Origin of the sequence: Gordonia sp. PvP123 (genome assembly GCF_040547295.1) — a bacterium.
Lineage (GTDB): Bacteria > Actinomycetota > Actinomycetes > Mycobacteriales > Mycobacteriaceae > Gordonia > Gordonia terrae.
In genome coordinates this window covers 472,292-484,687 of sequence record NZ_JBEPPN010000003.1, presented here as the reverse complement: position 1 = coordinate 484,687, position 12,396 = coordinate 472,292, and the positions used below count along the sequence as shown (strand labels likewise).

The 12,396-nt window shown below is 66.9% G+C and carries 12 protein-coding genes; 4 read left to right on the top strand and 8 right to left on the bottom strand.

Going from position 1 to position 12,396, the window contains the following annotated elements; all coding sequences use genetic code 11:
* Positions 1–88 precede the first annotated feature (88 nt).
* Together ABIC25_RS07645 and ABIC25_RS07640 are read right to left on the bottom strand one after the other, a co-directional pair.
* Positions 89–1,384 (bottom strand): SLC13 family permease, encoded by a 1,296-nt coding sequence (locus ABIC25_RS07645; RefSeq protein ID WP_354560757.1) that lies wholly within the window; start codon positions 1,382–1,384, stop codon positions 89–91.
* 13 nt (positions 1,385–1,397) lie between these two features.
* Positions 1,398–3,059, bottom strand: a complete 1,662-nt coding sequence (locus tag ABIC25_RS07640) for an MFS transporter (protein ID WP_239400250.1) — start codon at positions 3,057–3,059, stop codon at positions 1,398–1,400.
* A gap of 213 nt (positions 3,060–3,272) precedes the next feature.
* On the opposite strand from ABIC25_RS07640, the gene ABIC25_RS07635 reads away from it, so the two are divergent.
* Entirely contained in the window at positions 3,273–3,470 is a 198-nt protein-coding gene (locus ABIC25_RS07635; RefSeq protein ID WP_354560755.1) for a hypothetical protein, read from the top strand.
* Positions 3,471–3,522: 52 nt separating this feature from the next.
* Here ABIC25_RS07635 and ABIC25_RS07630 read toward each other — a convergent pair whose 3' ends face one another.
* From ABIC25_RS07630 to kstD, 3 genes are all read right to left on the bottom strand, one after another.
* Positions 3,523–3,954 (bottom strand): DUF6918 family protein, encoded by a 432-nt coding sequence (locus ABIC25_RS07630; protein ID WP_004020702.1) that lies wholly within the window; start codon positions 3,952–3,954, stop codon positions 3,523–3,525.
* A 122-nt stretch (positions 3,955–4,076) separates the two neighbouring features.
* On the bottom strand, positions 4,077–4,940 hold the full coding sequence (gene chsH3 / locus ABIC25_RS07625) for an enoyl-CoA hydratase ChsH3 (RefSeq protein ID WP_354560754.1): 864 nt from the start codon (positions 4,938–4,940) through the stop codon (positions 4,077–4,079).
* A gap of 3 nt (positions 4,941–4,943) precedes the next feature.
* Positions 4,944–6,677 (bottom strand): 3-oxosteroid 1-dehydrogenase, encoded by a 1,734-nt coding sequence (gene kstD / locus ABIC25_RS07620; protein WP_354560752.1) that lies wholly within the window; start codon positions 6,675–6,677, stop codon positions 4,944–4,946.
* A gap of 327 nt (positions 6,678–7,004) precedes the next feature.
* On the opposite strand from kstD, the gene ABIC25_RS07615 reads away from it, so the two are divergent.
* The gene (locus ABIC25_RS07615) at positions 7,005–7,385 is read left to right on the top strand and encodes a nuclear transport factor 2 family protein (protein WP_354560750.1); all 381 of its coding nucleotides are present in this window, start codon (positions 7,005–7,007) and stop codon (positions 7,383–7,385) included.
* Positions 7,386–7,525: 140 nt separating this feature from the next.
* Here the strand turns inward: ABIC25_RS07615 and ABIC25_RS07610 are convergent, their stop codons facing one another.
* The 3 genes from ABIC25_RS07610 to ABIC25_RS07600 are packed head-to-tail and all read right to left on the bottom strand — an operon-like array spanning position 7,526 to position 10,230.
* Positions 7,526–8,329, bottom strand: coding sequence for a MaoC/PaaZ C-terminal domain-containing protein (locus ABIC25_RS07610; protein ID WP_354560749.1), 804 nt, complete (start codon positions 8,327–8,329; stop codon positions 7,526–7,528).
* Positions 8,330–8,385: 56 nt separating this feature from the next.
* The gene (locus ABIC25_RS07605; RefSeq protein WP_354560747.1) at positions 8,386–8,838 is read right to left on the bottom strand and encodes a MaoC family dehydratase; all 453 of its coding nucleotides are present in this window, start codon (positions 8,836–8,838) and stop codon (positions 8,386–8,388) included.
* A gap of 36 nt (positions 8,839–8,874) precedes the next feature.
* Complete coding sequence (locus ABIC25_RS07600; RefSeq protein ID WP_354560745.1) at positions 8,875–10,230, bottom strand: MFS transporter; 1,356 nt, start codon at positions 10,228–10,230, stop codon at positions 8,875–8,877.
* A 359-nt stretch (positions 10,231–10,589) separates the two neighbouring features.
* On the opposite strand from ABIC25_RS07600, the gene ABIC25_RS07595 reads away from it, so the two are divergent.
* Both ABIC25_RS07595 and ABIC25_RS07590 read left to right on the top strand, forming a co-directional pair.
* A complete protein-coding gene (locus tag ABIC25_RS07595) occupies positions 10,590–11,105 on the top strand; it encodes a nuclear transport factor 2 family protein (RefSeq protein ID WP_354560743.1) in 516 nt (171 codons plus the stop codon).
* A 288-nt stretch (positions 11,106–11,393) separates the two neighbouring features.
* Positions 11,394–12,341 carry an SMP-30/gluconolactonase/LRE family protein gene (locus tag ABIC25_RS07590; protein ID WP_354560742.1) on the top strand — a complete coding sequence of 316 codons (948 nt, stop codon included), beginning with the start codon at positions 11,394–11,396 and terminating at the stop codon, positions 12,339–12,341.
* The last annotated feature ends 55 nt before the right edge of the window (positions 12,342–12,396 follow it).

Below are 12,396 nucleotides of genomic sequence, written 5' to 3'. Positions count from 1 at the left end.
CTGGTGTGCTCGTCGCCGCGGTGGCGGCGGAAGCCTCATCGGAGGTGGTGGCGGTGGGTCGTCACTGTTGCCCGGCGGCGCGACAGCCCTATGTCAGCTGCAGCACGCCCCACAGCGCGACCACCGCGACGACGAGTGTCGCCGGCACGGTGAGTGCGCCGAGGCGTAGGTAGTCGCGGGAGGTCGGGGCACCCGTGCCCTCCCCGGGGCCGTCGCGATGCATGATGTCACGCCACAGCAGGTTGGCGAGTGACCCGAAGTAGGCGAGGTTGGGTCCGAGGTTGACGCCGAGCAGCATCGCCAGGACCAAGCCGGGTTCGTGGGCGACGAGCGGGATCAGCAGCAGGGTCGCGGGCAGGTTGTTGACCAGGTTGGCGAGGACGGCGGCCAGCGCCGCGACCGCGAGCAGCGCGAGGAGCGAGGACTCGTCCGGGATCAGCCCGCCGATCCAGTCGCCGATCGGGCCGGTTCGCACCGGGAGGATGACGACGCCCAGGACGGCGACGAACCCGAGGAACGGGATGTTCAGGGCGTGCAGCGTGTCCCGCAGGGTGGGCAGCGGGGCGTCGAGCAGCCGCGGCACCGTGAAGGCGGCCGCGCCCACGCCGGCCACCGCGGCCAGCGGGATGCCCAGCGGTTCGGTCACGACGAAGGCGACCAGCAGCAGGCCGAGCATCACCAGCATCAGGGTGGGGCGGGGTGGATCGTCGACCGGAGCCGGATCGCCGACCGTCGAACCGGCTGCGGGCGCGGTGCGCGCGAGCGAGTCGGCGAAGTACATCCGGAAGACCAGGTATTCGACGACGATCGCGGCCACCCACGGGGCCAGCATGACCCCGGTGAAACCGAGGAAGCTCAGTCCGGTCGCGGAGAACGCGAGCAGGTTGGTCAGGTTCGACACGGGCATGAGGGTTGACGCGGTGTTCGCCAGGTGTGCGTTCGCGAACGCGATCGGGGTCACCGGCGCCCCGATCCGCCGTGCGGTGGCGACGGCGACCGGTGTCAGCAAGACGATCGTGGTGTCGAGGCTGAGGACGGCGGTCGTCGTCGCCGCGGCCAGGAAGACGATGCGCAACAGACGATGTGGCGAGGCCCGACTCCAGCGGGCCAGGAGCGAACCGATCCAGGTGAAGACGCCCGCGCGGGCGCAGGCGTCGGCGACCACCAGCATCGCGGCCAGGAAACCGATGGTCGGCGCCATCGTGGTGATCTCGTCAGCGGCCTGCCCGAGGTCGGCCAGGCCGAGCGCGATCAGCAGCGCGGCCACCGGCGCGGCCACGACAACGGCCGGAACACGCTGGGCGACAACGGTCGCGACGATCACCACGAGCAGGGCGGCGACTCCGACCAGGGTGCCGGCGACGCTGTCCGCGGTGAGTACCACCGGGACAGGCTACTCAGTCGCGGGCGTAGGTGTCGTCGCGGTCCTGGTCGGGATCGGACGCGGCCTCGGTCGGTGGCACCTCGACGACGCGACGCGGGGTCAACCAGAGCAGCGCCACCGAGCTCGCGAGCATGATCCCGCCGAGCACGAGCGACGCCTGCTCGAACGGACCGTAGAAGGCCTCCCGGCTGCCCTCGGCGATGGTCTCGGCGAGATCGGCGGCCTGCCCGGAGAGTCGGTCGACGACCACCGTCGCCTCGGCGAGTGATCGCTCGATGAGCGTCCCGGCCTGCTCGGCCTCGGCGACCATGGCCTGCCCCCCAGCGGTGTCGCCGGCGGCGATTCGCTGCTGACCGGCCGCCGCCAGCTGCTCGCGCGCCAATTGCGCGGTCTCGCCGATCCGCGACTGGTATCCCGCCGCGACGATGCTGCCGGCGATCGCGATGCCGATCGCCGCGCCGATCTCACGTGCGGTGTCGTTCACCGCCGAGCCCACCCCCTGGTTGTCGAGTGGGGTGTTGGACATGATGGCCGTGGTCGCCGGAGCCGATGCGAGACCGATGCCCACGGCGATCACCGCGACCACCCCGGCCAGCGTCCAATAGGTCTCGTATCGGAACGAGCCGAGGAGGATCAGCCCGACACCGGACAGCAGGGCGCCGCCGGCGATCACGAACTTGAGCGAATCGAGCCGCACGGCAAGCCAGTTCGCGACCAGGGTGGTGAGGCCCACGCCGGCCACAAAGGGCATCAGGGCCAGGGCGGACTGCAGCGGGGTGTAGTCGAACACCAGCTGGAGCAGCTGCAGCAGCAGGAAGAACATGCCGAACGAGGCGAGGAACTGGACCGCGACCGACAGGGCCCCCGATCCGAAGGCACGGTTGCCGAGGAGCCGCACGTCGAACAGCGGCGACGTCGACCGCAGCTCGACGACGACGAAGGCTCCGGCGAGCAGCACGCCGCCCACGATGCAGATGAGGACGAGGGGATCGGCCCAGCCCCGGTGCGGGGCTTCCAGCAGTCCGAGGACGACGCCGGTGATGGCGAGGACCGAACACAGGGTTCCCGGGATGTCGAAGCGACCGGGGTCGCTGTCCTTCGACGTGCCGATGGTCAGGCAGAGGGCGGCAGCCACGGCCGACGACGCGGCGAAGGTGATGAAGATCGAATGCCACGAGAAGAACTCGAGCAGAAGGCCGGTCACCAGGAAGCCGGCGATGGCACCGCCGCCCGCGATCGCCGACCAGATGCTGATCCCGACCGCGCGTTGACCTTCCGGCATCCCGGAGGTGATGAGGGACAGGGTGGTCGGCATGATCAGGGCCGCGGCAGCACCGGCGAAACACCGGGCCAGGATCAGCTGGGTCGGGCCGTCCACCCAGATCGCCACCAGCGAGGCGAGGCCGAACAGGAGAAGGCCGGCGATCAGCACCTCGCGGCGTCCCAGGCGATCGCCGATCGCGCCCGCCGGGAGCAGGAGCGCCGCCAGCGCCAGGGTGTAACCGTCGACGATCCAGGTCATCTGTCCGGCGTCGGCGCCGGTGTCGATGGCGATGTCGGGCAGGGCCGTGTTGAGGGCCGCCATCGCGGCCACGACCATGCTGACCGACAGACAGGCGACGAGGACGAGCCAGGCAGATCGAGCGTCGAGGCGGATGGCGGACGGTAATCTCATTCGGCGTCCTGCGCTTTCGGGGTCTGCATGCGGCGACACGTGGTCGGCCGGCACCGACACTGTGTTGCGATTTCGTTATCGCGACACGCTATGTGGGCGCCGACGCTACACGAGTAACTTGTGACACATTTATCACTGCAGTATCGATACCGGGCGAACGCGAGACCGCGCCGGTCCCCGTTGGCCCCGGACAACCGAAAGTGGTGACAGGTCATGGCCTCACCCCGAATCGCACGAACCCCCGCCGCTGCTACTCCCGCCGTCGCGACCCCGGTCGCATCGCCCGACGTCGCCCCGCACGGGACCGAGATCTCGCCCGCCCGCGTCCATGTGTGGCGTGTGCTGTCGATGCTCGCCGCACTGATCGGCATCGTCGTGGCCCTCGTGGCCATCGCGTCGTCAGCGGTCTGACCCGACTCCGTCGGAGTGGCGTCCCGGCCGCCGACGACGCGCCTACCGATGCCTAGGCGGCGTGCCGCTCGATGGCGGCACCCAGACGCGGCAGTGCCGCGATCACGTACTTCTTTCCCTTGCCGCGCAGCGAGTTGTACGCCTTCGCGAGTGCGGGCTTGGCCGTCTCCGCCTGCTCGTCGGTGACCGAGAGCAAGGCCTCGGCCGCGGCATCGCTGTTGGCCGAGAGGTGATCGCCGAAGGCGACACCGGCGGGCTTGGAATCCCAGAACGGCGCCAGCGCCTTCAGGAAGTCCTCGGCCATCTGATCGGTGGCGCTGTGCACGACACCGGGCTTCACCTTCTGCACCGCGGAGTAGGCGGTCTTCACAGCAGCGCCGCTCAGACCCGACTGGTCGGCCACCTCGGCGTCGATGACACCGACGAGGTCGGTCACCAATGCACTGCGGTTGTCGGCGAGTAGGGGCGTCAGCGAATCGCTCATGGGCGTCTCCTCGGGGATATGCGACGTGGAACCTGCAGGCCGCCTCGCGGTCCGCGTGTGTAGCGTACTGGTCCCTCGAGACATCGTCTCCGGGCCGCGGCCGAGCCGTCGCGACGGCGGGGCTATCGGCGACGTTCGCAGACCACATTGCCGAGGGCCTTCGCGCCGTCGCGTTCGACGACGGTCGCGGTGGCCAGCAACCGGGAATCGTCCTCCCAGACCTCGACCGCGAGGGTCTCGCCCGGGAACACCACGCCCGCGAACGATGCCGAGTAGTCGGCGACCGCGGCCACGTCGCCGCCGAGGACCTCGTCGACGATCGCTCGACAGACCGTGCCGTAGGTGCACAGGCCGTGCAGGATCGGCCGGGGAAAGCCCGCGCGGGAGGCGAACTCGGGGTCGGAGTGCAACGGATTGCGGTCTCCGCACAACCGGTAGAGCAGTGCCTGCTGGGGGAGCGTCGCCACTGTCAGCCGATGATCGGGAGCGCGGTCGGGATAGTCGACCTTGGCCGACGACCCGCGCTCGCCCCCGAAACCGCCCTCGCCCTTGGCGAAGATGGACGAGCGAGAGGTCCACAGCGTCTGACCCTCGTCGTCGGCGGTCACCGACTCCTGCACGATGACGGCAGCCGAACCCTTGTCCTGGATCTCGGCGATCCGGGTGCGGGTGGTCGCCTTGCCGGCGGCCGGGAGCGGCCGGTACGCGGTCACCTGCTGGCTGCCGTGGACGACCTTCGCGAGGTCGATGTCGATGCCGGGGAACGAGACCTTCGGGGGTTCGGTGGTGTGGAACCCGGCGGCGACCGTGGCGAAGGTGGGCAGCACCTTCGGCGTGGCGTCGTGGATGTACTCGAGCCCGGTGGTGTCCATCGGGTCCGAGGCGGCACCCACCGCGAGGTTGTAGAGGGCGGCGTCCGACGCCGACCATTCGAAGCTCACCTCGGGCAGTTCGGCACCGAGGGCGACGGAGGGATCGATCGGCATGGGTCAGACTCCTGTGGTCGCGGTCGCCTTGGCGGCGATGTCGGAGGCGGCGAGATAACCGAAGACCATCGCGGGTCCGATGGTCGCTCCCGGGCCGGCGTAGGTGTGTCCCATGACCGGCGCGCTGGTGTTGCCCGCCGCGTACAGACCTTCGATGACCGAACCGTCCGCTCGCAGTGCCCGACCCGAGGCATCCGCGTTGATCCCGCCCTTGGTGCCGAGGTCGCCGGGCACCATCTTGACCGCGTAGAACGGGCCCTTGCTGACCTCGCCGAGGCTCGGGTTGGGCTTGTTGGTGATGTCGCCGTAGTAATGGTCGTAACCGCTTGTGCCCCGGCCGAAGTCCTCGTCGACGCCCTTGCGGGCGAAGCCGTTGAACCGCTCGGTGGTCGCGGTGAGCGTGTCGGCCGGGACGCCGATCTTCTCGGCGAGGGCCGCGATGCTGTCGGCCTTCACGACGACGCCCGACTCGAACCACTTCTTGGGCAACGGCTGTCGCGCGTTGATGCCCGCGAAGAGGTAGCGGTTGCGGCAACGCTGATCGAAGACGAGCCACGACGGCACGTTCTCGCCGGGCCCCTCGCCCTGGCCGAACTCCCCGCCGTACATCTGGTGCACCGCTTCGACATACGGCAGGGACTCGTTCATGTAGCGCTGTCCGCGCGTGTTCACCATGAAGGTGCCCGGTACCGCTCGCTCTGACAGCGCGAACCACGGACCGCGCGGCAGCGGGATCGTCGGACCCCACCAGGCGTCGTCCATGAGCGACACCGCGGCGCCGATCTTGAGTCCGGCGTTGATGCCGTCGCCGGTGTTGCTGGGGGCGCCGGTGGTCCACTCGGAACCGATGGGGTCGCGCTGGTACTTCTTGCGCATCTCGTCGTTGTGCTCGAACCCGCCGCAGGCGAGGATCACGCCGTGACGGGCCCGGATCTCGACGCGTTTGCCCTCGGATTCGGCGATCACGCCGACAACGCGGCCGTCTTCGGTGATGAGGTCGGCCAGGCCGGTGTTCAACCGCACCGGGACGCCCGCCTCGCGGACGCCGAGGAGGAGTTCCGCTGCGAGAGCTGCGCCCATGGCGATCAGCTTCTTGCCGCGGCTGCGCGCCCAGAAGAACCGGCTGCCGACCTTTGCCATCCGCAGCGGACCGCGCCAATGCCGCAGGCCGGTGTTCAGCCAGCGGTAGTCCGACTGCAGGACCACCATGTTCAGCGGCGCCTTGGTGTACTGCGGGTGCAGGGTCTTCAGGTCGTCCCCGAGCCGGCGCGCGTCGAACGGGCGCGGCTCGATCGACCGTCCGGCGAGCCGGCCGCCGGGTGCCTCCGGGTAGTAGTCGGAGTAGTTCTTCACCCACTCGAGATCGAGCGGGGAGTGCGCCATCAGGAAGTCCAGCGCCTCGGGGCCGCGGTCGATGTAGGCGTCGATGCGTTCGGCCGGCGCGTGTTCGCCGATGATCGCGTGCACGTACTCGCGCGCCTTGTCGGGGGTGTCGACCACGCCGTCGCGGCGCAGCACCGAGTTGTTGGGGATCCAGACCCCGCCACCCGACCGCGACGTCGAGCCGCCCCAGTACGGCGATTTCTCGATCAGGACCGTCGACAAGCCCTTCTGAGCTGCGGTGATCGCCGCGCTCAGGCCCGCACCGCCGGCCCCGACGACGACGACGTCGAAGGTCTCGGGTCCAGGGGTCTCGGGTTGGGTACTGGTCTGTTCTGGTTCGGTCGAGCCGGCCATTGGGTCCCCTTCGTGCGCGCAGCTGGAACGTGTTCTACCTGAATTAGAACACGTTACAGAAATGGGACGCCAGGGGTGGACCCGTTCCCGTTGACCGTGCACCCGTTCCCGTCGACTGTGCGCACGTTTTCGTCGACTGTGCGTCGGTTTGCCTCGACTGTGCGACGTAGATCATCCAGTGTGCGTTGGGAGGGGCCGGCGGTGATGTCCCGCCCAGCGGACGACGGTATGTCGTCGGGCCGAACCCGCTGATTCGATGACGTGAGCCCTTCCAAGGGGCCGCGCAGAGGCCGTAGTGGATGCGCGAGACTACTCGACAGGAGTTTCATGCCTCCCTCAACCAACCAGATCCGTGATGCTGTTGCCGGGTACATCACAACTGTCAGCACCGGTACGTCGGCCGAGATCGCCGCGTTGTATGCCGAGGATGCGACGCTCGAGGATCCGGTCGGTTCCGAGATCAAAGTCGGTCGAGCGCAGATCGAGAAGTTCTACAGCGCGCTGGACTCCATCGATTCGACCGCGGAGTTGCTGACCGTCCGGTCCGGCGGGTCGACCGCGGCCTTCCACTTCCGCGTCACCTCGCACCTGCCCGACCAGACGGTTGTCGTGGAGCCCATCGATGTCATGACGTTCGATGACGATCTCAAGATCACGAGCATGCGCGCGGTCTGGGCGCCCGAGGACGTCATCGCCAGCCAGCGGTGATGATCCACGCTGGTCCGTTGCCGTGCATCGCCAGTGCCGACGCCAAGTCATGAGAAAGGCAGTTTCGAATGTTCAGTCCTGTTGAAACGCAGACCAGGCCATGAACACGGAAACGGGTTGCTGCCGGCCCAGCCGTCCGGTCAGGGCCCGAAGGTGGCGACCGCGTTGTCGATGACGACTCCCTGAGGCCCGGACACGACGAATCCGTCTGTCGGGGAGTCGGTCACGTCGATGCGAAGCTCGTCGCCCGGGAGGACAACCGACCGGAACCGTCCCGAGAGCGAGGCCAGATCGGCGGGATGAGCGCCGCGGTGCCGCGCCAGTGCCACAACCGAGGTGGAGAGGGTGGCCAGGCCGTGCAGGATCGGACGGTCCTGGCCGATCGCACGTGCGGCCGCCGGGTCGATGTGTATTGCGTGGCGATCTCCGCACAGACGGTAGAGCGCCGCTGCGTTCTCGGCGGTGCGCACCGAGGTTGCGGGCGAGAGCGCTTCGGCGGCAGCACCACTCGGGCCGCGGTCGCCGCCGAAGCCGCCGCAACCCGGGGCGAAGATGGACCACACGGCGGTGAAGTGGTCACAGCTCACGCTGACGTCGAAGATCGCCGCCGAACCCTTGTCCCACACGTTGTCGACTCGTGCGGAAAGCGTCGCCTGACCCGCGGGCGGCAGCTCGTCGTGGACGATGAGCTGCTGGGAGCCGTGAAGCGACGTCCCGACGGGAAACGCTCCCTGTGAGCCGAGCTCGTCCGGGGCCCACTGACCGAGGGTGAGTCCGAAGGTCGGGAGCACGCGGAGCTCCCGCTCGTACACGAGGTCGAGATCATCGGCGCGCGCACCGACAGCCAATGCGAACAAGATCGCGTCGCGTTCGTCCCAGTGCACGGTGCGCGAGCCCAGATCGCGACCTATCCAGTCGACTGCCGAGTGTGTCGAAGTTGTCATCACGGTCCCTTTTCGTTGTCCTGGAGCGCCATTCGCCCACGGTCTCGTCGATTCCCTCAGAAGATCAGGAGCCGCAGATTCTGGGCTACACAGGCCGGTTCGGTCTCACCCTCGATCTCAACCGTCGTGGTGATGATCAGTCGGACGCCCTTCGGTGTTTCCTCGACCGAGGTGAACACCGCGTTCGCGCGGACACGAGCACCCACTCTGACCGGGTTCGGAAACCGAAGGCTGTTGATTCCGTAATTCAGTGTCAGCCTCGGACCTTCGATCGCGAAGATGCCTCCGATCAGCGACGACAGCAACGACATGGTCAGATTGTCGTGTGCAATGGTGGACCCGAATGGGCCCGCCGCGGCCCTGTCCGGATCGACATGATTCCACTGGTGATCGCCGGTCGCGTTCGCGAACGCATCGATGCGTTCCTGCGAAATCTCCAGCCAGGCACTGGAACCGAGTTCTTCGCTTATGGCCGATCTCATCTCATCGAGGCTGGTGAGGGTTCGCATGGGCGGGTCCCCCTTCCGATACCGAGCTGTTGCTGGTCACCTGTCAGCGTGTTTCGAAGAGAGATCAGGGTGGGCCGCGCCCACCGGTCTCGGCAATGTCAGCGCCATCAGCAGCCCTGCTACCGCGACTGCGGCGATGACGAGGTAAACCGTGGTGAATCCGGACGAGTCGTAGAAACTCGCGCCCTCGGCTACCACAGCTATGTGAGAGTTGTTCAGTACCGCGAATACCACCACGGTGATGACGGCAGTGAACACTCCCTGGTTCACCGACATCACGCTCGCCGTTGTCGCCTGGTGTCTGGGTTCGACGAATTCGATGAGGAGATTCGGGACGGATGCGTATCCCATGCCCTGCCCGAATCCGCATAGCCCGGCGCCGATCACGATGGTCAGCAACGAGTGATGGTCGACGGCCAACAATCCGAATCCACACGCGCTGAGCGCGAGTCCGACAACAACAGTGAGGCGCGGACGAAGGCCGCGCGTCACCAGCCAGCCGACGAGTAGACCGCCCACGACGATCGCGATGACGACAGGAAGTTTGTAGATGCCGTAGGTCGTGGTGTCGTAACCCCAGCCATAGCCCAGTTGGAGGGACGGTGGAGTCATGATCAACAGCGGTAGCAACACGCCGGTGAGTCCGGAGACGCCATAAACCACTCCGGCGATCAGCGTCGTCAGCAGCACAGGTCGTCGCGCGAGCACGTATGTGTCGATCAGCGGTTCGGGTAGCACGCGGGAGAAGACGAACCATCCGCACAGAAGGGCGATTCCGCCGAGCAGGAACGCCAGCGTCGAGCCCGATGCCCAACCCCACGAGGGGCCGAAACTCACTGCAACGAGAACGGCCGCGATACCGGCGCCGAGCAGGGCGGCCCCAGTGGTGTCGACCCGAGCGTGCACGCGCACCGGAGATTCCGGGACCAGAAAGCGCACCAGGGCGGCGAACGGCACCATTGCGCACAACATGAACCAGAAGATGCTGCGAAAACCGAAGGTGTCTATCAGCCAACCGGTCAGAAACGGTGCGGGAATCGCTACGAGTCCCAGGCCGCTGGTGACAATACTGATGGCCAGCGGAACGGTGCGGGCCGGGAACACATCGCGGATGATTAGGTAGCTCAGGAACATGCACGGGACGAAGAAGCCGAAGAAGGTACGTCCGGCAACCATCATCGCGTAGTTTGCCGCCATCGCCGAAACCAGCGCGCCCAGCGCGGCGATCGCCACAGAGACAAGCAACATCAATCGTTTGCCATGGAGGTCCGCGAGTTTGGCCACGATGGGCGAGACAACTGCGCCGGCCAGCATGAACGCTGTCACCATCCACGCGGTTTGCGTGGTCTGGAAGCTGCGACTGATGGCGGGTAGCGCTGTCGAGACCATCATGTAAGAAATCGAGCAGACCTCGAGGAGTGCCACGATCGCGGCGAGCCCGAAGCAGACTCGGGGCGACCATCCCGGAGCTCGCCAGGAGTCAACGACTTCGGGTTGAATCTGACTGTTGTTGTCTGAGTGGGGAAGTGACGACACGGATTGGCCCTCTGCTGTTGTCGGATGAGGAGATTGACATCGTGTGAAGTCCACTGCATTCGATCGCGGAGGGCGGTCGGCGTCGAGCGACACTTCCGCTGACCGGGACAGGACTCGACGCCGAAGTCTGCGCTGCGAAAACGTCGTTCGAATTGCTCCCGGTGACCGGACACAGAGGCGGCGGCGAGCGGACCTCCGGAAATAGCGTCCGACGTATGACAAACACATGGACACGACAGGAACTCGAAGAGGCGTATCAGACGTGGTTCGCCACCATCAATCGTGCGGGTTCGGGGGAGGGGAGCTGGCGGGACTTCCTCGACCTGTTCACCGACGATGTCGTCTATCACGAGCAGATGGCGGGGGAACTGAAGGGCAAGGAGGGGATCTGGGCGTGGGCCGAACCGAGCCTCGCGACGTTCCCGGGTTCGCACACCGAAAGCTTCCCGGAGTACTGGCACGTCATCGACGAGACCAACGGGACGATCGTGGCACGGCTCGACAACGTGATGAGCGATCCCGGTGACGGGAGTCGATTCGGAACCCCGCACATCAGCGTCCTCACCTACGCGGGAGACGGGAAGTTCTCGCAACAGCAGGATGTCTACGACGTCACGAGTTTCCTGGATCTGATCAAGGCCTGGGGTCGGCGGGCGATGGAACTCGGCACCTTCGACGACGAACAGCGAGCGTGGTTCGCGCGGGTGTACCCCGAGACCGTCCCTGACTGAAACGGTGCCACGCGACGCGGGGCGGCGGTCGGTGTCCACTGAATGGGACGCGCCCGACCGCCCCGCCGATGAGCACCTAGTGTTCGTCCCGTGCGCATCCCTGTGACCCAGTTCACGGTCTCCGGCGACGAGCCGGGCGGGGTATGGGCGACGCGAATCCAACGTCGAGAGCAGTCGGGGCGGCGGAAGCGGATTACGCCGTAGCGGCCTGCGACGCCCACCGCCGGGAAGCTCGCAGTGACTCTCGCACAACATTTCTCAACAGCCAGACCCACGGAAGGTTCACCGATGACCAGTCCCGTCGATACCGTCGCAGCGGCCGTTGCCGCCGCGGACGCGCCCACCTTCGCGGCCCGCAAGATCTCGACCGGGTACTCCTGGCCGGAATGCCCGCGTTGGCACGAGGGGACCTTCTGGTTCTCCGATATGTACACAGGCACGCTCAAGACCCTCGACGCCGATGGCAACGCGACCGTGGTCATCGATGCGACCGGGCGTGCCGCGGACACCGATGTCCCGATCTGCCTGGGCGGATTCGGGTGGTTGCCGGATGGTCGTCTGATCGTGAACTCCATGCACGAGCAGAAGGTTCTCGTCCACGGCGGTGACGGGTCGGATGACCTCACCGTGTACGCCGACCTCAGCGAGTTCGCGATCAAGGCCGTCAACGACATGGTCGTCGACGCCGATGGTCGGGCCTACATCACCCAACTCGGCTTCGACATCTTCCAAGGGGAGACGCCGATCACCTCGCCGCTGATCGTCGTCGAGCCCGACGGCGCCGTCGCGACACCGGCGGGAATCCCGGAAATGAACTGCGGCAACGGTATCGCGATCAGCGCCGACGGCGCCCGACTCTTCGTGGCCGAGGTGATGGCGCAGAAGATCACCGTGATCGACCGTGCCGCCGACGGATCACTCTCGAAAGCAAGGGATTTCGTCACCTGCCCGTTCATGCCGGACGGGATCGGCCTCGATGAGGAAGGCGGGGTCTGGGTAGCGATGCCGGGTGGCGGACACGTCGCACGGTTCACCGAAAACGGTCTGACCGACGCGGTCCCGATGCCGCTCGAGAGTGGAATTGCGTCCGCATGCCTTCTCGGAGGCCCCGATCGCAGCACCCTCTACATGACGGTCGGGTACGAGGTCTTCGACTTCGAGAAGTCCGCACGTGAGGCTCTCGGCGGAATCTTCGTCGCCGACGTCAAGCACCATGGCGGCCACACGCGGCCCTGACCCGGCCGGACCGGTTGTTCATCTCCTCGTATCGCCCACCTCATCGTTTCGACCC